The organism is Thalassococcus sp. BH17M4-6 (genome assembly GCF_049323015.1).
Lineage (GTDB): Bacteria > Pseudomonadota > Alphaproteobacteria > Rhodobacterales > Rhodobacteraceae > Puniceibacterium.
Window position 1 is genome coordinate 25,654 of record NZ_JBMPGU010000001.1, and the last position, 26,267, is coordinate 51,920.

The window sequence follows — 26,267 nt, forward strand, 5'->3', positions numbered from 1 at the left end:
CTGACGGGCGTCCTCGCGGAGGGATTGCGATGAAATGGTTCGATCTGCCACCCATCTGGCTTGCCGTCTTCTGCGCCTTGGCCTGGGTGCAGGCGACCTATCTGCCGATGGGGCTGGGGTTCGGCGGCGTCTGGGCGGATTTCGCGGGCGGGCTGCTGGTGGGCGCCGGGCTCTTGCTGATCGCGCTCGCCGCGTACGAGTTCCGCCGCCACCGCACCACCATCATCCCGCACCTGACGCCCGAGCGCCTGATCACCAGCGGAATCTTCAGCCGGTCGCGCAATCCGATCTACCTGGCCGATTCGCTGATCCTTGCCGGGCTGATCCTGCGCTGGGATGCGGTGTTGGCGCTACCGCTGGTTCCGATCCTTGTCTGGACCCTTGAGAGGCGCTTTATCCTGCCTGAAGAGGCGCGACTGAAGGCTAAGTTTGTTGCGGAATTCGACCGTTACGCGCAACAAACGAACAGGTGGCTTTAACTTTCCTTCGCCCTATGCTCTACGACTTCTGATGAGGTTGTGTGTGCTAGGTCAGAAGGGTAGACCCATTCGGGACCCGTCGCCGCAGCGACGCAACGTGCTTGTTTGAACACAAGAGGGGACAGACAACGTGAAGATAGGAACGCCAAAGGAAGTGTTCGAGGGCGAGGCGCGCGTCGCCATGACCCCGGATTCGGCGCGCCAGCTGCAAAAGCTGGGCTATGACTGCGCGATCGAAGCGGGGGCCGGCATGAAAGCCGGGTTTACCGATGAAGCCTATGCCGAGGCCGGTGTCGAGGTGATCAAGACCACCGCCGCCCTTTGGAAGGCCGCCGACATCATCGCCAAGGTTCGCCCGCCCTCGGATGCCGAGGTCAAGCGCCTGAGCGCCGACAAGCTGCTCATTTCCTTCTTCTGGCCCGCGCAGAACGAACAGCTGATGAAGGACGCCGCCGCAAAGGGCGCGTCTGTCATCGCCATGGACATGGTGCCGCGCATCAGCCGCGCCCAGAAGATGGACGCGCTGTCGTCAATGGCCAATATCGCGGGCTACCGCGCTGTGATCGAGGCGGGCAACAATTTCGGCCGCTTTTTCACCGGTCAGGTGACGGCGGCCGGTAAGGTGCCGCCCGCCAGGGTGCTGGTTGTCGGCGCCGGTGTCGCAGGTCTTGCCGCCATCGGTACGTCCACCTCGCTTGGTGCGATGACCTATGCCTTTGACGTGCGCCCCGAAGTGGCAGAGCAGGTTGAATCGATGGGGGCCGAGTTCGTCTTCCTCGATTTCGAGGAAGAGGCAAAGGACGGCGCGGAAACCGGCGGTTATGCCTCCGTCTCCAGCCCCGAATTTGCCGAGGCCCAGCTGGCCAAGTTCCGCGAACTGGCCCCCGACATGGACATCGTCATCACCACGGCGCTGATCCCCAACCGCGAAGCGCCCGAGCTTTGGACCAAGGACATGGTCGAGGCGATGAAGCCCGGATCGGTCATCGTCGACCTCGCGGCAGAAAAGGGCGGCAACTGCAAGCTGACGGTGATGGACGAAAAGATCGTCACCGACAACGGCGTGACCATCATCGGCTACACCGACTTCCCCAGCCGTATGGCGACGCAATCCTCGACCCTTTACGCCACCAACATCCGTCACATGATGACCGATCTGACGCCCGAAAAGGACGGTCAGGTCAATCACAACATGGACGATGACGTGATCCGTGGCGCGACAATCGCGCATGAAAAAGAGGTCACGTTCCCGCCGCCGCCCCCCAAGGTCAAGGCCATCGCGGCCCAGAAGCCGAAGGAAAAGGTCAAGGAACTGACGCCCGAGGAAAAGCGCGAAAAGGAACTGGCCGCCTTCAAGGCGCAGACCAAACAGCAGGTGACGCTGATCGCCATCGGTGCGGGTCTGGTGCTGGCGGCGGGCCTGGTGGCGCCGGCAAGCTTCATGCAGCATTTCATCGTCTTCGTGCTGTCGGTGTTCATCGGCTTCCAGGTGATCTGGAACGTGGCGCATTCGCTGCACACGCCGCTGATGGCGGTGACGAACGCGATCTCGTCGATCATCATCCTGGGCGCGCTCATTCAAATCGGATCAAGCTCGCTTCTGATCACGGCGCTGGCCGCGCTGGGCATCTTCATGGCCGCCATCAACATCTTCGGCGGTTTCCTTGTCACCCGGCGCATGCTCGCCATGTTCCAGAAATCGTAAAGGAGCCGCGTCATGGAATACGGATTCACGATTGCGGCCTACGCGGTCGCCGCCGTCCTCTTCATCCTGTCGTTGGGCGGCCTGTCGAACCAGGAAAGCGCCAAGCGCGCCGTGTGGTACGGCATCGTCGGCATGGCGATTGCCGTGCTTGCAACCATGGTTGGGCCGGGCCAGGGGCTTTGGATCGCCTCCATCGTCCTCATCGCGCTGGGCGCGGGGGTCGGCTACCAGCTGGCCACCAAGGTCGAAATGACCCAGATGCCCGAACTTGTCGCCGTGATGCACAGCCTTGTGGGCCTTGCCGCGGTGTTCGTGGGCTTCAACGCCGATCTCACCATCAACATGGTCGAGGCCGCCAAGACCGCCGGTGAGGTGGTCGAAGGCAGCTTTGCCACGCTGGTCGCCAAGAAGACCGCGGTCGAGATCAACATCCTCAAGATCGAGCTGGTGCTGGGCATCTGGATCGGCGCCGTGACCTTTACCGGGTCGGTCATCGCCTATGGCAAACTGGCGGGCAAGGTCGACTCGGCGGCGAAAAAGCTGCCGGGCGGGCACATGCTCAATGCCGGTGCGGCGGCGCTGTCGCTGCTGCTGGCCATCGCCTACCTGGCCGATGCCGGGTCGTGGACGCTGGTGCTGCTGACACTGCTGGCGCTTTTTATCGGCTACCACCTGATCATGGGGATCGGTGGCGCGGACATGCCTGTCGTCGTGTCGATGCTCAACAGCTATTCCGGTTGGGCGGCGGCGGCTATCGGCTTCAGCCTTGGCAACGACCTGCTGATCGTCGTGGGCGCGCTCGTGGGCTCTTCGGGGGCGATCCTGAGCTACATCATGTGCAAGGCGATGAACCGGTCCTTCGTGTCGGTGATCCTGGGCGGCTTTGGCGGTTCGACCGGCCCCGCGGCCGAGGTCGAGGGCGAGCAGGTGCCCATCGACGCCGATGGCGTGGCCAACGCGCTGGACGAGGCGGATTCGGTCATCATCATCCCGGGTTACGGCATGGCCGTGGCACAGGCGCAGCAGAACGTGGCCGAACTGACCCGCCGCCTGCGCGCCAAGGGCAAGGAGGTGCGGTTCGCCATCCACCCCGTCGCGGGCCGTCTGCCCGGCCACATGAACGTGCTGCTGGCCGAGGCCAAGGTGCCTTATGACATCGTTCTGGAAATGGACGAGATCAACGACGACTTCCCCGATACGGATGTCGCCATCGTCATCGGGTCGAACGACATCGTGAACCCCGCGGCGCAGGACGATCCCAACAGCCCCATCGCTGGCATGCCGGTGCTGGAATGCTGGAAGGCCAAGCAGGTGTTCGTGTCCAAACGCGGACAGGGCACCGGCTATTCCGGGATCGAGAACCCGCTGTTCTTCAAGGACAACACGCGGATGTTCTACGGCGATGCAAAGAAGTCGCTGGATGATCTGCTGACCAAGATCAGCTGATCCGCGACACAGCCGACACTGCCGAAAGCCCCGCCGGACCGGCGGGGCTTTTGCTTTGTGCTGGCGCGGCGGCCTTCGGCCTTGAGTCCGCGCCGGGTGGTTGGCTCGTACGTCCGCGTCAGGCTGCTCGCGCGCGGTTCAGTCTGTCTGCAACTTGCTTTGGCGCGCGATGAGCTCAAGTTGAAACGGTGCATGGCGGGGCGATGCGATCCGCCGCTCTGACTTGGGCAGCCTGCGCACCGCGCGCCTTGTTCCAAGCCAGCGGGCGCAAAACGGATGGGTCCGGCACCCTTGGTGAGGAAGCAGGCCACGTCGGCCGGTTCCGTCCTTTCGCATCTTGCTCTATCCTTCGATAAGTGCGGGAAACGCGCACCGCGACCGCAGCGTCACAACCGGCACCTCCGGGCCGAAGCGGTCGAGGCCGGTCACGATACGCGGCGCGACGCGGCGCTCGAATGTCCAGATGAAGGTCAGAAATTCGCGGTCGGGCAGTTTTTCGGGGCATCCGTCCGCCATGTCGCTTCGGACCTTGCCGTAATTTGCCAGCACCCGGCGCGCGACACCGCTCAGTGCGACGCGGCGCGGGACGCGCACCCAGATCACCAGATCGGTGCGCGGCAGCCGCAGGTCGAAGGTCGACACGGTCGTGCCGTCCATCACCCAGCGATCCCGCTGCACCATTTCTGCCACGATCCGGCGCTGCTCGGCCCGGTCGCGGACCTGCCAGCCCGGCAGCCAGCGTACGTCGCGGTCGTAGGACAGGTACGCAAGATCGAAACGCTCTGATATCCGTTGGGCCAGCGTGCTTTTGCCGCCGCCCGAACAGCCGATCACCAACACGCGGTTCGCCCTGCGCAGCAGTTTGGCGGCTTGGGGTATAGAGACGTCGTTCGGCATTGCGGCGGATCCCTTCCTGCAAGCTGTGTCCGGTCAAAGCGGGCCGGTGTGGCCGCAGGATATCTAAAGGCGGTTCGGTCACGGCAGCACGCAAAAAGTGTGCTACGCTTGCAAGACCTGACCACCCAAGGAGGCCCCATGACCCCCGACCAGATCGTCGCTGCCATCGGCCTGCTCCTGGCAGAGCCGGACCCGGCTTTTGAGACCCTGCGCGCCGGGGGCTTTGACGACCGCTACCCGGTGACGGTGTCGGCCTGTCCCGAAACGACCGCGCCGCTGGATATCGAAGGACAGACCATCCTGTGCGGCACCGTCAGCGTGCCCGAGGATTACGCCGCGCCCGAGGGACGGCGCGTCGCGCTGGAATTCGCCGTGGGGCGCGCGCGTTCGACCAACCCGTTCGACGATGCGATCGTCTATCTTCACGGCGGCCCGGCGGCCGGCGCGCTCGATTCCATCGCCTCGGCGACCGAGGTGATCCTGGGCGATCATCGCCAGTACCGCGACGTTGTCACCTTCGATCAGCGCGCCGCGATGCTGTCGTCAAGCACCGTCCGCTGCTCTGAGACGATTGCCGAGAACATGGTCGATCTCGTGCTCGAATCCGCCGGGATGCCCCCGGCCGAAGAGGAGGGGGCCGAGGCAGAGATGATCTTTGCCCCCTGCACCCGCGAGCTTTACGACAGCGGCGCAGATGTTTCGGACTACAACACCACGAACAATGCCCGCGATGTTCGGGCGCTGATGTCCGCGCTGGGGTATCCCGAATACAACATCCTTGGCATTTCCTACGGCACCCGGCTGGCGCTCGAGGTGCTGCGCACCGCGCCGGAGGGCGTGCGCGCGGTGATCGTCGACGGCGTGGCGCCGACGAACAAGCTGCTTTACGACGACTTCTTTGGCCCGCACGGCGATGCGATGGACGCGCTTTTCGAACAATGCGCTGCCCAACCCGCCTGCGCGCAAGCCTACCCGGACCTGCGCAAGACCTTCATCGACCTTGGCGACATTCTGACCTCGAACCCGATCCCCGCCAGCCGGGGCATGCCGGAGGTGACAGCGGATACCTTCTACGGTCTTGTTAAAACTCGGACCCATTTCAGTCAGCATTGGGTGCGCGACCTCACCGCCTATCTGCCGCGCATGATCACCGAATTGGCCGCGGGGGATGCCACCACATTCGACTGGTATCTGACCACCTATGCCGATGGCGCGAACCTGCCCGGCACCGCGTCAGAGTTGTTGGGGCCCGGCGCGACGCGGCTGAGCGGCGACGAACGGGCGCTGGCGCTGGCGGTGCTGGAGAATGCCCAGGCGATGACCGACCAGTCCGAAGGGGTGGCGGCGGCGATGGCGCAGCTCAAGCACGATGTGGTGGCCGCCCCTGCCGCCCTGTCGGTGGCCGAGGCGTTCGATCAGCGCGCGACGGACGCGCTGGGTCAGCTGACCCAGCAGGCGCTTGTCCCGGCGGTGCAGGATTATGCCCGGCTGCACGTCGGCGACCGGACCCGCGCGGCGATTGCCCAATGGGTCATGGCGCATTTCCAAGGGCCGGATCAGGCCGCACTCCTGTCGTTGGTGGCTGCGATGACCGATGACGATGTCGCGCGCACCTTTGATATCGCCGCGACGGACCTCGCCCCGTACGAAGGGGCGGTTGAGGGGAACATGGGTCTTTTCATCTATGCCTGTCAGGAGGATCTGCCCTACAACTCCCGCGCCGGGTTGGAACAGAGGGTGGCGGACTTTCCCTACGGCGTCATCGCGACGCCCGCCCAGGTGCAGGGAATCGTGAGCCTTTATGACGTGTGCGATCTTTTTGAACCGGCGCCGAGAGATGGCTTTCACGACCCCGTTGTGTCGGACGTGCCCGTCCTGTCATTGGGCGGCACGAACGACACGCAAACCTCCTGGAGGTGGAGCGGCGAGGCCGCCAAGACGCTGTCGAACGCACAGGTGATCATCTTCCCCAATTCGGGGCATGGCGCATCGCTCTATTCCCGCTGCGGGCTCGACATCAGCGCGAAGTTCATCCTCGATCCCGAGGCGAAGCTTGACCAGTCTTGCGTCGATGATCTGGTGCCGCAGTTCGTGTTGCCGGACGCGCCGCTGCCGTGAACGGCCCCCGGGTTTGGCGATTGTCGCCGCCTGCGATAGACTGGCCCAGGCAATGACGGAGGGTGGCATGCAAAAGGTCAATGGGTTCGGCGGCGTGTTCTTTCGGGCCAAGGACCCGGCAGCGCTGACACAGTGGTATGCGCAGCACCTGGGCGTTGATCCGGTCACCGATACCGGCCCCTGGCAGCAGGCCGCCGGTCCCACGGTCTTTGCCCCGTTTCCCGAGGATACGGACTATTTCAGCCGCGACAGCCAGGCCTTCATGCTGAACTTTCGTGTGGCCGATCTGGACGCGATGGCAGCCCAGCTGGAGGCAGCGGGAATCGAGGTCGACCGCCGCGCGGAATGGGACATGCCCGAGGTCGGTCGGTTCGCCCGCATCCACGACCCCGAAGGCAACCCGGTCGAACTGTGGCAACCGGCATTCTAGCCCGGCTGCGCGAAAACCGCGCAGCATACAACGGTGCACCGCTAACAAGCTGAAAATCATGCAGTTTTCCTTTACTTCGTTCCGGGTCGGGCCTAACTGGCCTCAAACCACGCAGGAGTGCCGCCATGCCACCTATTCATGATCACCCGCTGCGCTACCGGCTTGCCAACGAACTACATGCGCGTCCGTTTCCGTCGCTCAAGGCGCCGTGCCGGGCAGTATATCTGGCGATCAAGAAACCGCACCAGGCGGCATCGCGCGACAAGGCGCTGGACCTCAAGCACCTCACCGACCTGCTGGATCGCTATGGCGCCGCGCATCCGCAGCCGGGGGCCACGCATTTTTCCGGGCAGATCGGCCAGCACACGCTGAAATGGGAACAGCACACCGAATTCGTGACCTACACGGTGTTTTTGAACGGGTTGGGCGACCGGGTCTATGATCCGGCGGATTTCGGGGTCTTCCCGACCGAATGGCTGGACGAGGCGCCGGGCGTGCGCATCACCTCGGCGCTGATCCGCATCTGCGTGCGGCCCGAGGATGACGATATCGAGGACCAGCTGGAAGACTGGTTCGTGCCCGAAAGCGTCGCCGTCAGTTCGGTCATCGACGACGAAGCGATCATGGCGGGCGATTTCCGCATCGATCCCGCCGGACATCAGCGCTTTGCCGTCTTCGCCAAAAAGCATGTGGGCGAACGCCGGATCGGGCGCATCGTGCAGCGGCTGTGCGAGATCGAGACCTACAAGACCATGTCGATGCTGGGCTTTTCGCGGGTCAAGGAGATCGGCCCCCGGATGAGCGAGATCGACTCCGAATTGTCCAAGCTGATGGAGGCGATGACCCACGGCACCGCACCCGCCGAAGAGACACTGAAATCGCTGCTGTCGGTGTCGGCCGAGCTTGAGGCGCTGTCGGCCCAGGCGTCGTTCCGGCTGGGCGCGACGGGCGCCTACGAGGCGATCGTGGCGCAGCGCATCAAGGTGCTGCGCGAGGAACGCTGGCAGGGGCGGCAGACCTTTGCGGAGTTCATGATGCGGCGCTACGACCCGGCGATGCGCACCGTCAAATCCTCGGAACGGCGGCTTGAGACCATGGCCAACCGGGCGATGCGCGCGGGCGATCTGCTGCGCACGCGGGTCGAGGTTGAACGCTCGGCCCAGAACCAGCAGCTGCTGGAATCGATGAACCAGCGCGCCGACATGCAGCTGCGCTTGCAAAAGACGGTCGAGGGGCTGTCGGTGGTGGCGATCAGCTATTACGCCGTGTCGCTGGTGGGGTATCTGCTTTACCCGCTGGCAGAGGCCCTTGGGGTGAGCAAGGGCCTCTTGACGGCAATGGTCACTCTGCCGGTTGTAGCGTTTGTGTGGGGCGCGATCCGGCGGATCCGTCACGCGATGGAGAAGCAAGGGCCAGACCTCGGTTGAGGGCCAGCGCGCCCGCCGCGATTGATCCGATCGCCAGCAGCGCCGCGACCGACAGCGTCGGCACGCCAGAAAGGCCCGCACCCACGGTGCAGCCGCCGGCCAGCACGCCGCCGACACCCATCAGCGCGGCACCCAGTGCGTAGCGGCCGGTTTCCGCGGGGCTGGAAAAGCTCTGCCACCGGAAGCTGCGGAACAGCAGCGAGGCCACCAGCGCGCCACCCAGCGTCCCGCCGATGAGACCGACGCCAAAGCCTGCCGGGATCGAGGTCGAGGCGATGGACCAGAAAAGCGTATCGGCAAAGGGCGAGGTGAAGGACAGCGACTGCATCGCGATGGGATCGAAGTCGTCGTAGAGCACAAAGCCGGTTCCGGCCCAGCCCAGCGGCACCAGCGCCCCCAGAAGCGCGGCCAGAACCAGCGTACCGGGGCGGCTGCCCGAGCGCAGGGCATAGACCAGCGCCGCGGCGGCCAGCAGACCGGCCCAGACCAGCGCACCGCCGGGAAGGGCGGCGAGGCTCACGCTGTCACCCAGCGGTACGGTCACCGAGCCAAGCGTGGTGCGCAGCGGTGCCAGCAGGCCCTTGAGCGTCGCATGTGCGGCAATGGCAAAGACCAGCAGCACGACAACCGCGCGCAGGTTGCCCGAAGCGGTCAGCACCGTCAGCCGCGAGATGCAGCCGCGCGTCAGCACCATGCCTGCGCCGAACATCAGCCCGCCTGCCACAATGGCAAGCACCGGCAGATCGGACGCCATGAACCGGTGATCGGCAAAGCTGATCAGCCCCTGCGCCACGACCAGCTGCGTGCCCAGAATGGCGACGGCCAGCGCGGTCAGCCAGACGCCAAGCGCCTGTTTGCGGTCTTCGCCGACAAGGCCGCGGCGAAAGCAGAATTTGGTACGTTCGGCCAGAAAGCCGAAGGCCAGCCCCAGCGCCAGCGCGAAGTAGACGACCGCCTGCGGGGCGGTCAGCTCTTCAAAGCCAAAGGATTCGAACATGTCATTTCTCCCGGATCAGGAATTTTGTTCCTCATCTAGGGGTGAATGGCGGATAGCAAGGACTCTATAGATAAGTTCAGAGAGTCGGAACGGAACGGGTGTTCCGGATCGCGGCGCAAGGTGGCACAGGTGTTCCGGCATGGTCCTGCAACGCCCCGGTCCGTTCGGCTCCGCGGCGCGGGGGCAGGGCGTTGATCCTTTTTTGACGAAAGGCCCGCTTAGCGCCCCCGGATACGCGGATCGAGCGCATCGCGCAGACCGTCGCCCAGGTAATTCACCCCCAGCACGGTGAGCGAAATCGCGATACCCGGCAGGACCACCCGTTCGGGAAACTTCTCCATCCTCGGCACGGCGTCGGCCAGCATCTTGCCCCAGGTGGGGAAGTCCGACGGAAAGCCCACGCCAAGGAACGACAGCGCGGATTCGGTGATGATCGCCGTGGCAAGGCCCAGCGTCGCCGACACCATGATCGGCGACAGCACGTTGGGCAGCAGGTGGCGGCGGATGATCTTGAAGGGTGTCGTGCCGATGGACCGGGCCGCCAGAATGAACTCGCGTTCCTTCAGCGCCAGGATGTCGCCGCGCACGATCCGGGCGGTCGGCATCCACGAGGTGATGCCGATGACCGTGACGATCAGGATGAACATGCCGCCCTCGGGGCCGAAGTTTGCACGCAAAGGCTGGCGGAAAAGCGTCACCGCCACCAGCAGCAGCGGCAGGATCGGCAGCGACAGGAAAAGATCCGTCAGGCGCATCAGCGGGCCGTCAAGACGCTTGAAATAGCCCGCGATCACCCCGATGGCGGTGCCGATCAGCAGCGACAGCACCATCGCCGCCCAGCCCACGGCCATCGACGCACGGCCGCCATAGATCATCTGCGCCAGCTGGTCGCGGCCCAGGTTGTCGGTGCCGAAGGGATGGCCCCAGGACACCTTGGCGCTGCTGTCCCAGATCGCGGTGTAGATCGGGCGGAGGTCCTTGTTGCGGATGTCGAGCTGTTGCGGGTCGAGCGTCCAGATCCAGGGGCCGACCAGCACCGCGAGGGTGATGAAAATCAGGAACCCGCCGCCCAGCATGGCGCCCTTGTGCTTGGAAAACTGCGCCCAGACGTCCACCCACTGGCTGCGCGGCGGCTTGTCCGGTTCCTTGTCCTTGAGGGCGGCGATGGGGGCGGGGCTAGTCATAGCGGATCCTCGGGTCGAGCACGCCATAAAGGATGTCGGCGACGAGATTGAACATCACGATCAGCACGGCGAAGATGAAGGTCAAAGTCATCACCATCGGCAGGTCGTTGGCGAAGAGCGCGGTGATCAGAAGCTGGCCGATGCCGTTCACCTTGAACACGTTCTCGGTGATGATCGCACCGCCAAAGATCGCCGGGATACCGAGCGCGATGACGGTGATCACCGGGATCATCGAATTGCGCAGCACATGCACCATGACCACAACCGCTTCGGACAGGCCCTTGGCGCGGGCGGTGCGGACATAATCCTGGTTGAGGTTGTCGAGCATCGAGGCGCGCATGTAGCGGCTGATCTGCGCCGTGGTCTGTAGCGCCAGCACCATCACCGGCATGATCATCTGCTGCAGCTGGATCTTGAAGCTGGCCCAGTCGTTGACGACATGCGTGGTGTCATAGATCGACGGGAACCAGCCCAGCTGCACCGAAAAGATCACGATGAGCAGCGGCCCGGTAAAGAACGGCGGGATCGAAAAGCCGATCATCGTGATGAAGGTGCCCGACTGGTCGAACAGCGAATACTGCCGGTAGGCGGAATAGATCCCGATGGGCAGCGCGATCAGGATGCCGACGATATAGGACAGGCCCACCACCCACAGGGTCTGGGGCATCCGCTGCATCACAATGTCCATCACCGGCGACCGGGTCTGCCAGCTGATCACCCGCAGCTTGCCTTCGGAAAAGCTGGTGCCGAACCAGTGGTCGATCAGCACCTGCGGTTCGATCCAGAAGATCTGGACCAGCCATTTCCAGTACTGCACGAGGGGTGGTTCGCCCAAACCGAGCGCCTGGCGCATCTTTTCCTTGACCTCGGGCGGAACGGTCAGCGGCACCTGGGCCATCGGATCGCCCGGGGCCAGTTGCAGCAGCATGAAGATCACGAAACTGATGAACAGAAGTGTCGGAACCGACAGGACCAATCGCCTGATTGCAAAGGTCAGCATGCGGCACCTCGGGTCATCAGTTGGGTGCGGTGGGGCATCACATCATCCGGATTGGGGTGAAGGAACGGGATCGCAAGCGTGGGATCGACACTAGGCGGTTTCGCCCCCCCTGCAAAGTGCAGACGCGGCAGACCGGGGGCCTGCCGCGTCCAAAGTGCCCGTTTATTGGTCGATGCGGTACCAGTCGGCCACGTTCCAGAGCTCGGAATCCCAGGTGTTGAGTTCAACACCACCCAGCGTGTTGGAATGGGCCGACACGCGGCCACGGTCCACCAGCGGAACGATGGTGTAGGTGTCCTTGGTCAGCATGTCGTTGAGCTGCTTGGCGATCCGGCCGCGCTCTTCAAGCTCGCCGGTGCGCGCCAGCTCGTCCAGCAGGGCGTCGTAATCTTCGTCGCAGAAGCGGTTGATGTTCTCGCCCTGCCACTGGGAAGACGGCTTGGGTTCGTTGCCGCAGCGGTACATCGACAGGTACGACTGCGGGTCGGTGCCGTCGAAGTTGTTGGCGTACATTTCCACGTCCGCATAGAACTTCTGGAAGGTGTCAGGCGACCCCGGGTCACCGCCGAAGAACACCGACGCGTCGATGTTGCGCAGTTCGGTTTCGACGCCGATCTGGCTCCACCAATCCTTGATCAGGGCCTGGAAGTCCTGACGCACGGCGTTGGTCGAGGTCTGGTAGAGGATCGACAGTTTCATGCCGTCCTTGTCGCGCACGCCGTCGCCGTCGCTGTCGGTCCAGCCCGATTCCTCAAGCAGGGCTTTGGCGCCCTCGATGTCCTGCGTCAGGCATTCGGTGTTGTCGCTGGCATAAAGCGCAGGGGCGGGCACCAGGTTGCAGGTGGCGCGGCCGGCCTGGCCATAGCCCACCTCGACCAGCAGTTCGCGGTCGATGGCCATCGACAGCGCCTTGCGCACGTTGAGGTCGGTCAGGAACGGGTGCGGTTCGGCCACGGTCGACCGGGTGTCGGCGGGCAGATCCGGCGACGGGTTGGTCAGATTCATCTCGATCCGTTCGACCAGGGTCCCGAAAGCTGCGACAGGTGTGCCCTGGCCGCCCTCGGCCATCGCGGCCAGCACGTCGGGGGCCAGCTGCAGGTTCCAGGCGTAATCGAATTCGCCGGTCTCCATCACCGCGCGGCCCGCGGCATTGGCGTCGCCGCCGCCCTTGAAGTTGACATTTGCGAAGGCGGGCTTGTCAGCCTCGCGGTAGTTCTGGTTCGCCTCCATCGAAATGACGTCGTTGGGGCGGAATTCGGTCACCACGAAGGGGCCGGTGCCGATCGGGGCGAAGTTTTCGTCCGTGCAGGTCGAGGCATTGGCGCCCTTGCAGTTTTCGAACTGCGCCTTCTGGATGATCGGCGACTGGCCACCCATGAAGGGGCCGTAGGGGTTGGGCGTCGGCTGCGCGAAGGTGACCTTGACGGTCAGGTCATCCACGGCTTCGACCGACTGAACGCCGGAATATTTGGCCAGCTGCGCGCAGCCGCCTTCGGGGTCCATGCAGTATTCGGCGGTAAAGACCACGTCGGCCGAGGTCACCGGCGTGCCGTCGGACCACATCAGCCCCTCTTTCAGCTTCCAGGTGATCGAGGTGAGGTCTTCGCTCACGCCGCCGTTTTCGACCGTCGGGATGCTTTCGGCCAGGTAGGGCACCAGCGCGCCCGTGGGGTCATAGCGGCCCAGCGGTTCGATGACCATCGACGCGGCTTCGATGTCCTTGGTGCCGCCCGACAGGTACGGGTTCATGATCGACGGCGCCTGCCAGTAGATGATGTTGACGGTGCCGTCCGATGCACGCTCTGCCATGGCGGCAGGGGCCAGCGCGCAGGCGGCCGCGGCACCAAGCAATAGGGTTCTCAGCTTCATAACATTCTCCATGTTGGACACATCATTGCGTCAGTTGTGTCGTTATTGAGGGAAAAGCATTTGCCCGGCTGCGCCACGCCCCGCATTCGGGGCAAAACGATCAGATATCGGGCAGGCCATCCCCACGGTGTTCGCATCGAAACAGCTTTTCGGGAAATTGCAAGACTTTGCCTGACGGAAAGGGGCATGCTGGTTTGACAGGGATGCGGACCTGCCGGTAGCGTTTGCATCTGTATCGGGGCAGGGGGCAGGCATGCTGGACCACGCAATCGCGCGTATCGAGAATCTGAGGGTCGAGTTCGAGACGAAGGACGGCCCCGTCGTCGGGGTCGAGGACGTGTCGTTCGAGATCGGGCCGGGTGAAACCGTCTGCGTCGTGGGCGAATCCGGGTCGGGCAAATCGGTGTCGTCGCTGTCGCTGATGCGGCTCATCGAATACGGTGGCGGGGACATCGCCAACGGCCGGCTGCTCTTTGATCGCAAAGAGGGGGGCGAGATCGACCTGGCCGCGACCGACCAGAACCTGATGCGCACGATCCGCGGCAACGAGATCGGCATGATCTTCCAGGAACCGATGACCGCGCTCAACCCCGTGTTCACCGTGGGCCGTCAGCTGACAGAGGGTCTGCGCGTGCATCGCGGCATGGACAGGGAACAGGCCGAGGCGCGGGCGCTGGAGCTGATGCAGCAGGTGCGCATTCCCGAACCCGAACGGCGGCTGAAACAGTATCCGCACGAACTGTCGGGCGGCATGCGCCAGCGGGTCGTGATCGCCATGGCGCTGGCCTGCAAGCCGCGCATGCTGATCGCGGACGAACCCACCACCGCGCTCGACGTGACCATCCAGGCGGAAATTCTGGCGCTGATCGACCGGCTCAAGCGTGAAACAGGCACGGCGGTGATGTTCATCACCCATGACATGGCCGTGGTGGCGCAGATGGCCGACCGCGTGGTCGTGATGTTCCGCGGCAACAAGGTCGAGGAAGGCACGGTCGAGGAAATCTTTGAAAATCCGCAGCATCCCTATACCCAGGCGCTGCTGGCCGCGGTGCCCAAGCTGGGCGAAATGTCCGGCAAGCCGCTGCCTGAACCGATGAAGCTCCTGGGGTCGGACGCGCATGACCCCAAACCCATTCCCGGCAGCACCGACCTGCTGCTCAAGGTGCGCAACCTGACCACGCGCTTTCCGGTCAAGGGCGGGTTCTTTCGCAAGACCATCGCCAATGTCCACGCGGTCGAGGATCTGTCTTTCGACATCAATCGCGGCCAGACCCTCAGCCTTGTGGGCGAATCCGGTTGCGGCAAGTCCACCGCCGGCCGATCGATCCTGCGGCTGGTCGAACCGATGTCGGGCCGTATCGAGCTGGACGGCAAGGATATCATGGCGCTGAACCAGCGCGACCTGCGCACCGCGCGGCTGGACATGCAGATGATCTTTCAGGATCCGTTCGCCAGCCTCAACCCGCAAATGAATCTCTCCGACCAGGTGGCCGAACCGATGCGCAATTTCGGCACCCTCAAGGGCAAGGAGATGACCGACCGCATCGCCATGCTCTTTGACCGGGTGGAGCTGCCGCGCAGCTTTCTGCGCCGCTATCCGCACGAATTGTCGGGCGGGCAGCGCCAGCGGGTTGCTATCGCCCGGGCGTTGGCGCTGAATCCCAAGCTGATCATCGCGGACGAAGCGGTTTCGGCGCTCGACGTGTCGGTGCAGGCGCAGGTGGTGAACCTGATGATGGAGTTGCAGGCCGAAATGGGCCTGTCGTTCCTGTTCATCAGCCACGACATGGCGGTGGTCGAACGCGTCAGCCACAACGTCGGCGTGATGTACCTGGGCCGGATCGTCGAACTGGGTCCGCGCGCCGCGGTGTTCGAGGACCCGCAGCACCCCTATACCCAGGCCCTGATGAAGGCGGTGCCGATCGCCGATCCGCGCAAGCGCAAATCGGAGAAAGACCTCAACTTCAAGCCGATCCCGTCACCGATCCACGAGGTTGGGTACGAGCCGTCGAAATCGGTTTATGACGAGGTGTCGCCGGGCCACTACGTTTTGACCTCCGACAGCGGATATTAAAGCGTTTCGCGTTCAACCTGAAACATTATGCATCATTTAACGCGTTGAAATCTTTGATTTCAGGCAGCGTTAAAGGATTCGGTTTCAACGCGAAACGCTTTAGGCTTCGCGCCCCTCGGATTTGAGCGCGGCATGCAGCGCGGCGGCGCGGGCATCGCCCGCCTCAAGCGCGTGCACATAGGCATGCGTCAGGAAAAAGCAGGCCGCGTCCTTGCTGTTGGCGATGGCCGCCGCCTCGGCGTAAAGACCCACCAGCGCGCGGCCATCGCCGCTGGCGTGGGCCGCCAGCAGGCGCTGATGCAGCGGCCCGCTCACTCTGCCGCGTGCGGCTGTCCCCGCCAGGCATCGACCTTGCCCGCCACCCAGTCGTGAAAGCAATGGGTCGGGCTGTCCATCACCGGCGAAAACCGCCCGCCGTCAAAGCCGCTGGCGTGCCGCCCGCGCTGCATGCCCTCGACCACAAAGATATCCTCTTCGAACACGGTCTTCCAAAGCTGGGTGTTGCGCTGGCGCAGGCCGCCATCGGTGTCGGGGCGGGCGTAATAGAGGTGAATATGCTCGACCGTGCGTTCCGGCCCCTCGGGCACCAGCACGATGGCAAAGGCGTGATCGCGGTGCACGCCAAGCATCACGTTCGGATAGGCCGCGATATATTCCGCTGCGGTGTCCCAGCGGTCCGACAGGTCGGCGAAATCGGGAAAGGTCTGGCCCTCTTCATTGGTCAGCTGCCGATAGACCAGCGTGCCCTGACCGGAAAATTCGCCGGGCCGTTCGATGTGGTAGTGATCCTCGAGCCGGGAATAGGCATTGAGGCCTGGATGCACCCACGGCAGGTGGTAGCTTTCGCAGAAGTTTTCCACCGCGAGCTTCCAGTTGCAGTCGACCGTCAGGGTGATCGTGCTGTCCGGCCCGCCGTGCCAGAGCGGCTGTTCGAACTCCGCCCAGCGGGCGATCAGATCGGCCATCGCCACCTCAAAGGGCGGGGCATCGCCGCTGACGTTGATCCAGACCACATCGCGCCAGACATGGCTGCGCACCTCGATGAGGCCCAGCGTGCTCCGGTCGATCGCATCGTGGGTGTTGTGGCCCGGCCCGCCCACATGCGGGGTGCTGACCAGAGCGCCATCGGTGCCGTAGCACCAGGAATGATAGGGGCATCGCACCGCGCCTTCGATCTTGCGCGGGGTTTCGACCAGGATCATGCCACGATGGCGGCAGATGTTCTGAAACACCCGCAGCGTGCCGTCGCGCCCGCGCAGCAGCAAAAGCGGCATGCCCAGAAAGGTGATGGGCCTGGCATCGCCCGGCTCGGGCACGTCGGCGGCGACGGCGAGCCCGGCCCATTGCGAAAACAGCAGCGCGCCGCGTTCTTCCTCGAAAACACGTGTGTCGATGTAATGGGCATTGGGCAGGCCGTTTGCCGTTTCGGGCGGGCGGCGCACGGCGGACAGGTCGGTGATGCCAGCGGCCATGTCAAATCCTTTCCACATTGCAGATGGCAAAGTGTGGCAGGCCGGGGGGCGGCGGCTCTGGTCTGTTCCCGACATTCGCTGCCGCGAAGCGACACCGGCGGCGGGCTCAGGTCAGGGGATCTTCGGCGCGCAGCTGGGTGCGGTGGAACGGCGGCAGGTCGTCCAAGCCGCAAAACCCCGCCTCGCGCGCGGCCTTCAGAACCGGGCCGGTGTCGTGGCCCAGATGTTCATAAACCTGCCGCGCCACCCGGCGCCCGGTGATGTTCTCGCGCACCGTGCGGGCGGCGTAGCCGACCCAGAAATTGTTCTGGAACGAGGGCACCCGGGCCAGGTAGTTGAACGAGGTGGTCAGCGAATTGCGGCGGCTGACCAGCGCCGCGATGCCGCCTTCCTGCGGGATCAGGAAGCCGCGGAATTCGCGGGTGCGCTTGTCCACCGGCATGCCCTGCGCCTGCATCGCCTCCTTCGCCTCGAACCCGCGCACGAAGGTAAAGATGTCTTCGCGAAACACATAGAGCAGCCCTTGCACGAACCGGTTGTCATCCATGAAGCTGCGGCGCGAAAACCGGTAAAAGCCCGACGGGAACGCCTCTTCCGGCAGGCTGATGCTGCCTGCGCCGACGAATTCCGCGACGACCGGGTGGTGCAGCAGGTCCTTGCGGTGGGTTTCGATCTCTTCCACCGGCTCGAGCAGGATTCGCGCGTCGACGTCGAAAAAGCTGCAGATCCTGTGCAGCACATCGGGGCGGGGAAAGCTTTCCCCGGCGAGGTAGCGATTGAACTGCGTCCGGTTGATGCCCAGATCGCGGCACAGCGCCGAAATCGACACCGCGTCGCGCGTCAGCCGACGCAGGTTGGCCCCAAGCATGCTCCGCAATTCGGCCGGGCTGGGGGTCGGGCCTGCGGATTTGCGGGACTGTGCCATTCCTTTACTCTTCCTATCGTTGTCGGGAGGATTATAGCGCCAGTATGACGGGAAATCTGCCGCTACCTTCTGCTGCAACCGGGGGTGTGTGACGCGCAATAGCGTCAGGCCTGATGCTTATTCGCTGCAAGCGTTATTCGAAACGACACAAAATGCAAGAAGGAGTCGCGGCAAAAATCATGTCGGGCCGGGACGTTTTCGCGGACTGTGGAAAAAAGGATGAATTGAAGGGTCTTATTCATGTCCAGCAAAAGCATGTACGGGGTCGTCCTGTGGACCAATGCCGATGACCGCAAGGCGGTCATCTGGTGCGAGGATCACGGGGATCTGGCCTTTTACACGCCTGGCGCGAAATCGGCGCTTGAGGGTGTGTTCCTTGACGCGGGCGATCTGGTGCAGTTCGACATGCGGCAAGAGGCGAACCTGCGCTATGCGCGCAATCCGCAGCTTGTGCGTCAGTCGCAATATCCCGGATTGGCGCAGCGCCTGGCAGCAGGCCCACAACGCCCCGCGCAGCGCGGGCCCGGGGCGGCGGTCGGCAACGTGGTGCCGATCCAGCCCTATGTCAGCGAAGAGCGGCGCGCCGTTCCGGCCTGAATTCTTTTACCAGGCATGGGCCGCGTCGACTCCGGCGGGGGTCGGCCCGTCACAGCCCGCGCGCCAGTGCCGCGACGCCGGTGCGCGCCACTTCGACCAGCCCAAGGGGCCGCATCAGGTCGGCGAAGGCATCGACCTTTTCCGGCGTGCCGGTCAGCTGAAAGACAAAGCTTTCCAGCGTGCTGTCGACCACATGTGCGCGGAACACATCCGCCAGCCGCAGCGCCTCGACCCGGTCGTCGCCCTTGCCCGCGACCTTGAGCAGCGCCAGTTCCCGCTCGACCGATCCGCCCTCGACCGTGAGGTCATGCACCTCGTGCACCGACACGATCCGGCCCAGCTGCGCCTTGATCTGTTCGATCACCTGCGGGGTTCCGGTGGTGACGATGGTGATGCGGCTCAGATGGCCCTTGTGGTCGACCTCTGCCACCGTGAGGCTGTCGATGTTGTAGCCGCGCCCGGAAAACAGGCCGATGACGCGCGCCAGCACGCCGGGTTCGTTTTCCACCAGCACCGCGAGGGTATGGGTTTCCTGCACGTCGGAAAAGTTGGGGCGCAGGTTGTAGGCCGAATGCTTGGACGAGCCTTTCTTGATCTGTAGGGCGGACATCTTCTTCGTTCCTTTGTCTGGGGCGCCGAGACTTTTCAGAAAAGTCTCGGCAAAAGTTTTCTCAAAACTTTTGGGTCTGGATTACACCATCACCGCGCCCTTGGTTCCGATGGCATCCTTGGTCGAGGCTTCGCCCAGCAGCATCTTGTTGTGCGGCTCGCCCGACGGGATCATCGGGAAGCAGTTTTCGTGTTTCTCGACCAGGCAGTCGAAGATCACCGGGCCATCATAGTCCAGCATCTCCATGATCGCGTCGTCGAGGTCGGCGGGGTCCTTGCACAGGATCCCCTTGGCACCGAACGCCTCGGCCAGCTTGACGAAATCGGGCAGGGCCTCGGACCAACTGTGCGAATAGCGCTCGCCGTGCAGCAGTTCCTGCCATTGGCGCACCATGCCCAGCCGTTCGTTGTTGAGGATGAACTGCTTCACCGGCAGGCGGTACTGGATCGCGGTGCCCATCTCCTGCATGTTCATCAGCCAGGACGCCTCGCCCGCGACGTTGATGACCAGCGCCTCCGGATGCGCCACCTGCACGCCGATGGACGCCGGGAAGCCGTAGCCCATGGTGCCCAGCCCGCCGGAGGTCATCCAGCGGTTCGGATCCTCGAAGCCGAGGTACTGAGCCGCCCACATCTGGTGCTGGCCGACCTCGGTGCATATATAGCGGTCGCGGCCCTTGGTCAGCGCCTCGAGCCGCGCCAGCGCATGTTGCGGCTTGATCGAGCCTTCGGAGGGTTTGAACTTCAGGCAGTCGACCTTTTTCCACTCCTCGATCCGCGCCCACCATTTGCGCAGGCCTTCGCGGTTGACCTTGCGGCCGCGCGCCTTCCAGACCTTCAGCACGTCCTCGAGCACATGGCCCACGTCGCCGATGATCGGCATGTCGCAGCGGATCACCTTGTTGACCGAGCTTGGGTCGATGTCGATATGCGCCTTCTTCGACTTCGGGCTGAAGGCATCCAGCCGCCCGGTGATCCGGTCGTCGAACCGTGCGCCGACGTTGATCATCAGATCGCAGCCGTGCATGGCAAGGTTCGCCTCGTAAAGGCCATGCATGCCCAGCATCCCCAGCCAATGCTTGCCGGAGGCCGGGTAGGCGCCCAGACCCATCAGGGTCGAAGTGATGGGAAAGCCCGTCGCCTCGACCAGTTCGCGCAACAGCTGGCTCGCGCCCGGGCCCGAGTTGATCACGCCGCCGCCGGTGTAGAAGACAGGGCGTTCGGCGGTCTCGATGGCCTCGACCAGTTCGGTGATCGTCTCCATGTCGCCCTTGAGCTGCGGCTGGTAATGGCTCACCGGGGTCTTGGCCTTGGGGGTGTAGTCGGCGCTGGCGAACTGCACGTCCTTGGGGATGTCGACCAGCACCGGCCCGGGGCGGCCCGAGGTGGCCACGTGGAAGGCCTGATGGATCACCCCGGCCAGCTTTTCGGTATCCTTGACCAGCCAGTTGTGCTTGGTGCAGGGACGCGTGATGCCAACGGTGTCGGCCTCCTGAAAGGCGTCCGATCCGATCATGAAGGTTGGCACCTGGCCGGTCAGCACCACGATCGGAATGGAATCCATCAGCGCATCCGTCAGGCCCGTGACCGCGTTCGTGGCCCCGGGGCCAGAGGTCACCAGCACCACGCCGGGCTTGCCGGTGGCGCGGGCATAGCCTTCGGCGGCATGCACGGCGCCCTGTTCATGGCGGACGAGGAAATGTTTGATGGCGTTCTGCTGAAAGATCTCGTCGTAAATCGGTAGCACCGCGCCGCCGGGATATCCGAATACCGTGTCCACACCCTGATCCTTGAGGGCCTGAACCACCATTTTCGCTCCGGTCATCTGACGTGTCATCGTTTTGCTCCGTTTACGATGTTGCCTGTTCTGCGCACAAAAAAGCCCCCGAGGGGTCTTCGGGGGCGCATGGGGTACCTTGTGGGTGTCCGTCACCGGCCCATGCGCGTTCTTCCTGCAATGACGACTAGCGGTGCCATACGACACGACTCCTTTGTTTGCGAGCGGGACATTATGGCGGGGGGCAGGGGGCGTCAACCATGGTTTTGCAAAAAACATTGCCGGAACGCTGCGTTTTCTTTGCGTTTATTGCGCGATCAGAATTTCTAGGGACATTTTTGGTGCACTGGTGCCCCGTTGCTGGGCGATGGGCCGCCGATCCGCGCCAGAACGCGAAACTGTGAATTGCCTGTAACCCGGCTTTGCCGCAAACTGAACACATCGGTACAGCCGGGTGGAGGCCACTGATGACCAGACGCAGCCAGATACGGGATTTCGATTTTTGCAAGGCGGTTCTGCTGGCCGGGCTCATCGGCGTGGCGTTGCTGACCTCGGGGCTGCGCCAGGGGGCCGCGCAACAGGCCAGCCACGATGCGTTCTTCGGCGGGCAGGTGATCTTTATCGACTGGGAATGCGACAACGCGCCGGTCTTTGCCCCGATGATCTGAGCCGAGGTCCGACGGACATCACGCTTTCCTCAAAGCTTCGCGCGATGGCCAGCCCGGGGGGCGGCCCGGCGATCTCGCGGCGGCCTTTGACCGCTCTATACGCGTGGCAAGCGGCACCTCGCCAATCCACTCGGCTACCCGTTCACGCCCGTGCCCTGCAGCACCCCGTGTTCCAGCGCATAGCGGGTCAGCCCCGCCGTCGAACTGATCCCCAGCTTGCGCTTGATGTTCTTGCGGTGCGTCTCGACCGTGCGGACCGAGATATCGAGCGCCAGCGCCACCTCACGGTTCGAGCGGCCTTGTGCCAGTTGCAGCAGGATCGTCTGCTCGCGGGTGGTGAGCTGTTCGCCCCGGCCGCTGCCCGGCGGGGCCAGCGCCCCTTCGGCCCCGGTGCAAAGATACCGCCCGCCCGCCATCACCGTGTCGATGGCGCGCTTGATTTCCTCGGTCGGCACATCCTTGAGCACATAGCCCATGGCGCCGTGGCTGAGCGCGGTCGAGATATATTCCGGGCTGTCATGCATCGACAGTATCAGCACGCGCGTGCGGGGGCGGCGTTCGAGGATGATCTCGGTCGCCGACAGCCCGCCCACGCCGCGCATGTTCAGATCCATCAGGATCACGTCAGGCTGCAACTCTTCGAGCCGGTCGATGATCTGCTGGCCGTCCGACAGCGTCGCTGCGACGCACAGGTCGTCATAGCTTTCTAGGATCGCCTCGATCCCTTCGGCCACCATCGGGTGATCGTCGACGATGACGACGCGGGTCGGATGTGTCATGCGCGGGCCTTGTCTGCGTTGGGGTGGGGACGGTCTTCGGGGGGCAGCATGTGGTTGAGCGGCACCTGCGCCTCGATCACCGTGCCCTGGCGGGTGGAGAGGATCCGCAGGGTGCCGCCCAGCTGGTCCATGCGTTCCTGCATGTTGCGCAGGCCGATGCCTTCATGCACGGCTTCGGCGCCGGACTGCGGCAGGCCGCGCCCGTTGTCTGCAATGCGCAGGGTGGCGCCGCGGATATGGCCGCGCACATCGATCGACACCTGCGTCGCGCCGGAATGCCGTTCGATATTGGTCAGTGCCTCTTGCGCGATGCGGTAAAGCGCGATCTTGGCATCCTGGTCCAGCCGGTTGCGGAAGACGACCGTGTCAAAGCGCACCTCGATATCGGTGCGGGCGCGGAAATCCTCGGTCAGGGTCTTGAGCGCGGGACCAAGGCCCAGATCGTCCAGCACGCCGGGGCGCAGGTCGCGGCTGATCCGGCGCACCTCCTGAATGGCGAGGCCGAGGTTGTCGGCGCCTTTCTCCAGCGTGGCATCGGCCCGCGCATCACCCGCCTTGACCCGGCGGCGCGCCACGTCAAGCGCGTATTTCACGCCCACCAGGATCTGACTGATACCATCGTGCAATTCGCGCGCCACCCGTCCGCGTTCCTCCTCCTGCGCGTCGAACACCCGCTGGGTCAGTTCCTTGAGCTTGGCATCCGCCAGCCGACGTTCGCGGATGTTGAGGCCAATGCCCGACAGGAACACCAGCAGCAGCGCGGCCAGGGTGATGACGCCGATATAAAGAAAGGTGCGCTGCACCCGCGCCTGCACCTCGGCCCGCGCGGCGGCGACCGACGCCACAACGTCGTCGATGAAAACGCCGGTGCCGACGGCCCATTGCCAGGACGGGAAGGATGTCACGTAAGAGATCATCCGCGCCTCCTCTCCGGTCGAGGGCTTGGGCCAGAGGTGTTCGATGTATCCGGCCCCGGCGCGGGCGGTGTCGATATAGCGTTGCACCACCGGGGTGCCTTCGCTGTCGGTCAGGTCGATCCAGTTGCGGTTGATCAGGTCGGTCTGGCGCGGGCTGACAAGGTTGGTGCCGTCGTAGTCGTAGACGAAAAAGAACCCTTCATCGCCATAGATCATCGCGGCGAGGATCTGCATGACGCGCTGTTTCGCCTCTTCGTCGTCGGGCGGCGCCGAGCCGTAGATGAAATAGAAGCCGTTGCGCGCCTGGGTCACGTAGTTGCGCAATTCGGCCTTTTTGGCGGCAAGCAACTGCGCCTCGAGGCTGCGGATTTCCCGGTCGGCCAGCGCGCGCGACTGCACCGCGACCAGCACCGCGATGGCCGAAACCGCGAGGATGAGCGGCAGCGCCGCCAGAAGAAACAGTTTCTGACCGTAAGAGATGCGAAGACGGGCCATGATCGGGCGCATGTGGTCTGGTAGCGCAAGCGCGGGGCCAGATCAAAGGTGTTCTTGCGGCAGCAACGCGGCGAGAGGATTCAAGCGAAAAGCGGGATTCGGCCCTCTCTCAGACCGGGAAACGCGCAAATTTTCCGCGTTTCCTCCGTAGGAATGGGTATTCCTTTGCCACTTCAGTCTGGCTAGGGTCTGCCCACTTCACGATCCGCGCAGGTCGGGCGCGCCATTGCCCGCCGCGCATCCATAAAAACGGGAGGAACCTTATGGATCGTCGCTCTTTTCTGAGAACATCGGCGCTTGGCGGCTCGGCTGCCGCTGCATCGACGCTGGCCGCACCGGCCTATGCGCAGGGCAAGCGGACCCTGACCATGGTCACGTCGTGGCCGCGTGGCTTTGCCGTTCTCGATGACGCCGCAAGCTACCTGGTCGACTATGTCAACAAGGTATCGGACGGCAACCTGACCATCGACAAGAAGGCCCCGGGCGAACTTGTGGGCGCGCTGGAAGTGTTCGACGCCGTGTCCTCGGGCCAGGCCGACATGTACCATTCGGCCGACTACTACTTCGTCGGTCAGCACCCGGGCTATGCCTTCTTCACCGCCGTGCCGTTCGGCGGCACCGCGCAGGAAGTGGCCAACTGGTACCACCACGGCGGCGGTCAGGAACTGCACGACGAGCTGGGCTCGATCTTCAACCTCAAGGGTCTGATCGCGGGCAACTCCGGTTCGCAGTCCGGTGGCTGGTTCCGCAACGAGATCACCAGCGCCGACGATTTCAACGGTCTCAAGTTCCGCATGCCCGGCCTGGGCGGCCAGGTGCTGGGCAAGCTGGGCGCGTCGGTCCAGAACATCCCCGGCGGCGAGCTTTATCAGGCGCTCAGCTCGGGCGCGCTCGATGGTCTGGAGTGGGTGGGCCCGATGGCCGACGAACGCGCCGGCTTCCAGGAAGTCGCCAAGATCTACTACACCGCCGGTTTCCACGAGCCGGGCTCGGCGCTGGCCTCTTCGGTCAACCTCGACGTGTGGAACGACCTCAGCGAAAACCACAAGAACATCCTCGACATCGCCAGCCAGGCGGTCACCCACTACCAGCTGGCCGAAACGCTGGCCAACAACGGTGCGGCACTGGCACGTCTGCAGGCGCAGGGCGTCAAGACGCTGCAGTTCTCGGACGACGTCTGGGATGCCTTCGGCCGCGCGTCTGCCGAGGTGATGGACGAGAACATGGGTGACGAGCTCTTTGCCCGCATCCGTGGATCGTTCGAGGAATCGCTGGCTTCGTCGGCAAGCTGGATCAACAAGTCCGACGGCTACTACGTCGCACAGCGCGTGCGCGTGCTGGGCCAGTGATCCGTCACTGATCGGAACAGGACCGGGGGTTTCCGCCACGCGCGGGGACCCCTTAACCGCATAATGTACTTCGGGCAAAACCGAAGCCTTGGGGGAATTCATGGAAGAAGACGGCGCAGTCGGTTTGGCCGGGGCGTTCGGCGCATTGGCAGAGGGGATCCTCTGGGTGCTGCAGAACATCGCCATGGCCTTCGTGAACTTCGGCTATGCGATCACGCATCCGCAGCTCTGGCTTGACTGGAGCAACAAGGAGGCGATCATGCGGTTCGTCTACTACGGCGGATCGGTCGAATTCTTCTTTGTGGTCTTCACCGCCTTTCTGGTGCTGACAGCCGTTGGCCTGTGGCGCAACAGCTTCATGTGGGGCTGCGTGCGCGTGCTCGAAGGGCTGGCCAACGGGCTGGGCCGCTTCTTCGCCTGGGCGGGGCTGCTGATGGTCCTGCAACAGGTCATCATCGTCTTTCTGCAGCGCATCTTTACCCGGCCCGACATTTCCATCGGCTTTGGCATCCCGCTGCAGTTCGACATCAGCTGGTGGGCCGAAGAGCTCAAGCTTTACAATGCCTTGGTCGTGGCGCTTTGCCTGACCTACACCTTCGTGCAGGGCGGGCACGTGCGGGTCGACCTGATCTATTCCGCCGTCAGCTACCGTGCCAAGCGCATCATCGACATGTTCGGCAGCCTGTTCTTCATGATGCCGATGGCGGTGCTGATATGGCTTTACGGCTGGTTCTTCCTGTGGCGCCATCTGATCGTGCCGAACCCGTCGGCGTCGGACACGCTGGACCGACTTCTGAACAAATCCCGCGCCCTGCGCTGGAACGTTGAGACCATCGGCTTCAGCCCCAACGGCTTTACCGCGTACTTCCTCTTCAAGATCCTGCTGGTGGCCTTCTGCGGGCTGATCTTCCTGCAGGCCATCGCCTTTTTCTACCGCTCGTACCTCGAGCTGAAGGAGGGCGAGGAGTCCGAAGGCAAATATCTGGACAAAGACGTGCTCGACGCAGGCGAAGACGCCTACGACCACGCGGAATTTTAAGGGCGGGGAACAGA

At 63.9% G+C, this 26,267-nt stretch carries 23 protein-coding genes; 11 read left to right on the forward strand and 12 right to left on the reverse strand.

Annotated elements, in window-relative coordinates; genetic code table 11:
* The first annotated feature begins 29 nt into the window (after nt 1-29).
* The 3 genes from ACOXXX_RS00130 (at nt 30) to ACOXXX_RS00140 (ending at nt 3,630) form a co-directional block, all read left to right on the forward strand.
* Complete coding sequence (locus ACOXXX_RS00130; protein ID WP_422824506.1) at nt 30-479, forward strand: methyltransferase family protein; 450 nt, start codon at nt 30-32, stop codon at nt 477-479.
* Nucleotides 480-609: 130 nt separating this feature from the next.
* The gene (locus tag ACOXXX_RS00135; RefSeq protein WP_422824507.1) at nt 610-2,184 is read left to right on the forward strand and encodes a Re/Si-specific NAD(P)(+) transhydrogenase subunit alpha; all 1,575 of its coding nucleotides are present in this window, start codon (nt 610-612) and stop codon (nt 2,182-2,184) included.
* A gap of 12 nt (nt 2,185-2,196) precedes the next feature.
* Nucleotides 2,197-3,630, forward strand: a complete 1,434-nt coding sequence (locus ACOXXX_RS00140; protein WP_422824508.1) for an NAD(P)(+) transhydrogenase (Re/Si-specific) subunit beta — start codon at nt 2,197-2,199, stop codon at nt 3,628-3,630.
* Nucleotides 3,631-3,972: 342 nt separating this feature from the next.
* Here the strand turns inward: ACOXXX_RS00140 and ACOXXX_RS00145 are convergent, their stop codons facing one another.
* Nucleotides 3,973-4,527, reverse strand: a complete 555-nt coding sequence (locus tag ACOXXX_RS00145) for a hypothetical protein (RefSeq protein ID WP_422824509.1) — start codon at nt 4,525-4,527, stop codon at nt 3,973-3,975.
* A 138-nt stretch (nt 4,528-4,665) separates the two neighbouring features.
* Between ACOXXX_RS00145 and ACOXXX_RS00150 the strand changes: the two genes are divergently transcribed.
* The 3 genes from ACOXXX_RS00150 to ACOXXX_RS00160 all read left to right on the forward strand — a co-directional run bounded on the left by ACOXXX_RS00150 (nt 4,666) and on the right by ACOXXX_RS00160 (nt 8,502).
* A complete protein-coding gene (locus tag ACOXXX_RS00150) occupies nt 4,666-6,645 on the forward strand; it encodes an alpha/beta hydrolase (protein WP_422824510.1) in 1,980 nt (659 codons plus the stop codon).
* A gap of 67 nt (nt 6,646-6,712) precedes the next feature.
* The gene (locus tag ACOXXX_RS00155; RefSeq protein ID WP_422824511.1) at nt 6,713-7,075 is read left to right on the forward strand and encodes a VOC family protein; all 363 of its coding nucleotides are present in this window, start codon (nt 6,713-6,715) and stop codon (nt 7,073-7,075) included.
* Nucleotides 7,076-7,200: 125 nt separating this feature from the next.
* Nucleotides 7,201-8,502 (forward strand): DUF3422 family protein, encoded by a 1,302-nt coding sequence (locus ACOXXX_RS00160; RefSeq protein ID WP_422824512.1) that lies wholly within the window; start codon nt 7,201-7,203, stop codon nt 8,500-8,502.
* On the opposite strand, the gene ACOXXX_RS00165 is transcribed toward ACOXXX_RS00160, so the two are convergent.
* From ACOXXX_RS00165 to ACOXXX_RS00180, 4 genes are all read right to left on the reverse strand, one after another.
* Nucleotides 8,417-9,499 carry a YeeE/YedE family protein gene (locus tag ACOXXX_RS00165; protein ID WP_422824513.1) on the reverse strand — a complete coding sequence of 361 codons (1,083 nt, stop codon included), beginning with the start codon at nt 9,497-9,499 and terminating at the stop codon, nt 8,417-8,419. The two genes, ACOXXX_RS00160 and ACOXXX_RS00165, sit on opposite strands and share 86 nt — an antisense overlap.
* A 218-nt stretch (nt 9,500-9,717) precedes the next feature.
* Entirely contained in the window at nt 9,718-10,683 is a 966-nt protein-coding gene (locus tag ACOXXX_RS00170) for an ABC transporter permease (RefSeq protein ID WP_422824514.1), read from the reverse strand.
* Nucleotides 10,676-11,683, reverse strand: coding sequence for an ABC transporter permease (locus tag ACOXXX_RS00175; RefSeq protein ID WP_422824515.1), 1,008 nt, complete (start codon nt 11,681-11,683; stop codon nt 10,676-10,678). Before ACOXXX_RS00175 ends, ACOXXX_RS00170 begins: the two co-directional genes overlap by 8 nt.
* 162 nt (nt 11,684-11,845) lie before the next feature.
* Complete coding sequence (locus ACOXXX_RS00180) at nt 11,846-13,552, reverse strand: peptide ABC transporter substrate-binding protein (RefSeq protein ID WP_422824516.1); 1,707 nt, start codon at nt 13,550-13,552, stop codon at nt 11,846-11,848.
* 253 nt (nt 13,553-13,805) lie between these two features.
* Between ACOXXX_RS00180 and ACOXXX_RS00185 the strand changes: the two genes are divergently transcribed.
* Nucleotides 13,806-15,626 (forward strand): ABC transporter ATP-binding protein, encoded by a 1,821-nt coding sequence (locus ACOXXX_RS00185; protein WP_422824517.1) that lies wholly within the window; start codon nt 13,806-13,808, stop codon nt 15,624-15,626.
* Nucleotides 15,627-15,725: 99 nt separating this feature from the next.
* On the opposite strand, the gene ACOXXX_RS00190 is transcribed toward ACOXXX_RS00185, so the two are convergent.
* The 3 genes from ACOXXX_RS00190 to ACOXXX_RS00200 all read right to left on the reverse strand — a co-directional run bounded on the left by ACOXXX_RS00190 (nt 15,726) and on the right by ACOXXX_RS00200 (nt 18,023).
* A complete protein-coding gene (locus ACOXXX_RS00190) occupies nt 15,726-15,941 on the reverse strand; it encodes a hypothetical protein (protein WP_422824518.1) in 216 nt (71 codons plus the stop codon).
* Nucleotides 15,938-17,098 carry an aromatic ring-hydroxylating oxygenase subunit alpha gene (locus tag ACOXXX_RS00195; RefSeq protein ID WP_422824519.1) on the reverse strand — a complete coding sequence of 387 codons (1,161 nt, stop codon included), beginning with the start codon at nt 17,096-17,098 and terminating at the stop codon, nt 15,938-15,940. The genes ACOXXX_RS00190 and ACOXXX_RS00195 overlap by 4 nt, the downstream gene beginning before the upstream one ends.
* A gap of 106 nt (nt 17,099-17,204) precedes the next feature.
* Nucleotides 17,205-18,023 carry a helix-turn-helix domain-containing protein gene (locus tag ACOXXX_RS00200; RefSeq protein ID WP_422824520.1) on the reverse strand — a complete coding sequence of 273 codons (819 nt, stop codon included), beginning with the start codon at nt 18,021-18,023 and terminating at the stop codon, nt 17,205-17,207.
* A 240-nt stretch (nt 18,024-18,263) separates the two neighbouring features.
* Between ACOXXX_RS00200 and ACOXXX_RS00205 the strand changes: the two genes are divergently transcribed.
* Nucleotides 18,264-18,620, forward strand: a complete 357-nt coding sequence (locus ACOXXX_RS00205) for a hypothetical protein (RefSeq protein ID WP_422824521.1) — start codon at nt 18,264-18,266, stop codon at nt 18,618-18,620.
* 49 nt (nt 18,621-18,669) lie between these two features.
* Here the strand turns inward: ACOXXX_RS00205 and ilvN are convergent, their stop codons facing one another.
* Together ilvN and ACOXXX_RS00215 are read right to left on the reverse strand one after the other, a co-directional pair.
* Nucleotides 18,670-19,230 carry an acetolactate synthase small subunit gene (gene ilvN / locus ACOXXX_RS00210; protein ID WP_422824522.1) on the reverse strand — a complete coding sequence of 187 codons (561 nt, stop codon included), beginning with the start codon at nt 19,228-19,230 and terminating at the stop codon, nt 18,670-18,672.
* A gap of 81 nt (nt 19,231-19,311) precedes the next feature.
* Nucleotides 19,312-21,066: an acetolactate synthase 3 large subunit gene (locus ACOXXX_RS00215; protein WP_422824523.1), complete on the reverse strand. Its 1,755-nt coding sequence runs from the start codon at nt 21,064-21,066 to the stop codon at nt 19,312-19,314.
* A gap of 407 nt (nt 21,067-21,473) precedes the next feature.
* On the opposite strand from ACOXXX_RS00215, the gene ACOXXX_RS00220 reads away from it, so the two are divergent.
* Complete coding sequence (locus ACOXXX_RS00220) at nt 21,474-21,674, forward strand: hypothetical protein (RefSeq protein WP_422824524.1); 201 nt, start codon at nt 21,474-21,476, stop codon at nt 21,672-21,674.
* A gap of 134 nt (nt 21,675-21,808) precedes the next feature.
* On the opposite strand, the gene ACOXXX_RS00225 is transcribed toward ACOXXX_RS00220, so the two are convergent.
* Together ACOXXX_RS00225 and ACOXXX_RS00230 are read right to left on the reverse strand one after the other, a co-directional pair.
* Entirely contained in the window at nt 21,809-22,453 is a 645-nt protein-coding gene (locus ACOXXX_RS00225) for a response regulator transcription factor (RefSeq protein ID WP_422824525.1), read from the reverse strand.
* The gene (locus tag ACOXXX_RS00230; RefSeq protein WP_422824526.1) at nt 22,450-23,877 is read right to left on the reverse strand and encodes a cache domain-containing protein; all 1,428 of its coding nucleotides are present in this window, start codon (nt 23,875-23,877) and stop codon (nt 22,450-22,452) included. Before ACOXXX_RS00230 ends, ACOXXX_RS00225 begins: the two co-directional genes overlap by 4 nt.
* A 251-nt stretch (nt 23,878-24,128) precedes the next feature.
* On the opposite strand from ACOXXX_RS00230, the gene ACOXXX_RS00235 reads away from it, so the two are divergent.
* The gene (locus tag ACOXXX_RS00235) at nt 24,129-25,214 is read left to right on the forward strand and encodes a TRAP transporter substrate-binding protein (protein ID WP_422824527.1); all 1,086 of its coding nucleotides are present in this window, start codon (nt 24,129-24,131) and stop codon (nt 25,212-25,214) included.
* A 100-nt stretch (nt 25,215-25,314) separates the two neighbouring features.
* Entirely contained in the window at nt 25,315-26,253 is a 939-nt protein-coding gene (locus tag ACOXXX_RS00240) for a TRAP transporter small permease subunit (RefSeq protein WP_422824528.1), read from the forward strand.
* The last annotated feature ends 14 nt before the right edge of the window (nt 26,254-26,267 follow it).

What these genes read in the sequence shown, in the direction of transcription:
- ACOXXX_RS00130 (WP_422824506.1), top strand. Translation starts at nt 30, where the DNA reads ATGAAATGGTTCGATCTGCCACCCATCTGGCTTGCCGTCTTCTGCGCC.
- ACOXXX_RS00140 (WP_422824508.1), top strand. Translation starts at nt 2,197, where the DNA reads ATGGAATACGGATTCACGATTGCGGCCTACGCGGTCGCCGCCGTCCTC.
- ACOXXX_RS00145 (WP_422824509.1), bottom strand. Translation starts at nt 4,527, where the DNA reads ATGCCGAACGACGTCTCTATACCCCAAGCCGCCAAACTGCTGCGCAGG.
- ACOXXX_RS00150 (WP_422824510.1), top strand. Translation starts at nt 4,666, where the DNA reads ATGACCCCCGACCAGATCGTCGCTGCCATCGGCCTGCTCCTGGCAGAG.
- ACOXXX_RS00155 (WP_422824511.1), top strand. Translation starts at nt 6,713, where the DNA reads ATGCAAAAGGTCAATGGGTTCGGCGGCGTGTTCTTTCGGGCCAAGGAC.
- ACOXXX_RS00160 (WP_422824512.1), top strand. Translation starts at nt 7,201, where the DNA reads ATGCCACCTATTCATGATCACCCGCTGCGCTACCGGCTTGCCAACGAA.
- ACOXXX_RS00165 (WP_422824513.1), bottom strand. Translation starts at nt 9,499, where the DNA reads ATGTTCGAATCCTTTGGCTTTGAAGAGCTGACCGCCCCGCAGGCGGTC.
- ACOXXX_RS00170 (WP_422824514.1), bottom strand. Translation starts at nt 10,683, where the DNA reads ATGACTAGCCCCGCCCCCATCGCCGCCCTCAAGGACAAGGAACCGGAC.
- ACOXXX_RS00175 (WP_422824515.1), bottom strand. Translation starts at nt 11,683, where the DNA reads ATGCTGACCTTTGCAATCAGGCGATTGGTCCTGTCGGTTCCGACACTT.
- ACOXXX_RS00180 (WP_422824516.1), bottom strand. Translation starts at nt 13,552, where the DNA reads ATGAAGCTGAGAACCCTATTGCTTGGTGCCGCGGCCGCCTGCGCGCTG.
- ACOXXX_RS00185 (WP_422824517.1), top strand. Translation starts at nt 13,806, where the DNA reads ATGCTGGACCACGCAATCGCGCGTATCGAGAATCTGAGGGTCGAGTTC.
- ACOXXX_RS00195 (WP_422824519.1), bottom strand. Translation starts at nt 17,098, where the DNA reads ATGGCCGCTGGCATCACCGACCTGTCCGCCGTGCGCCGCCCGCCCGAA.
- ACOXXX_RS00200 (WP_422824520.1), bottom strand. Translation starts at nt 18,023, where the DNA reads ATGGCACAGTCCCGCAAATCCGCAGGCCCGACCCCCAGCCCGGCCGAA.
- ACOXXX_RS00205 (WP_422824521.1), top strand. Translation starts at nt 18,264, where the DNA reads ATGTCCAGCAAAAGCATGTACGGGGTCGTCCTGTGGACCAATGCCGAT.
- ilvN (WP_422824522.1), bottom strand. Translation starts at nt 19,230, where the DNA reads ATGTCCGCCCTACAGATCAAGAAAGGCTCGTCCAAGCATTCGGCCTAC.
- ACOXXX_RS00215 (WP_422824523.1), bottom strand. Translation starts at nt 21,066, where the DNA reads ATGACACGTCAGATGACCGGAGCGAAAATGGTGGTTCAGGCCCTCAAG.
- ACOXXX_RS00220 (WP_422824524.1), top strand. Translation starts at nt 21,474, where the DNA reads ATGACCAGACGCAGCCAGATACGGGATTTCGATTTTTGCAAGGCGGTT.
- ACOXXX_RS00225 (WP_422824525.1), bottom strand. Translation starts at nt 22,453, where the DNA reads ATGACACATCCGACCCGCGTCGTCATCGTCGACGATCACCCGATGGTG.
- ACOXXX_RS00230 (WP_422824526.1), bottom strand. Translation starts at nt 23,877, where the DNA reads ATGCGCCCGATCATGGCCCGTCTTCGCATCTCTTACGGTCAGAAACTG.
- ACOXXX_RS00235 (WP_422824527.1), top strand. Translation starts at nt 24,129, where the DNA reads ATGGATCGTCGCTCTTTTCTGAGAACATCGGCGCTTGGCGGCTCGGCT.
- ACOXXX_RS00240 (WP_422824528.1), top strand. Translation starts at nt 25,315, where the DNA reads ATGGAAGAAGACGGCGCAGTCGGTTTGGCCGGGGCGTTCGGCGCATTG.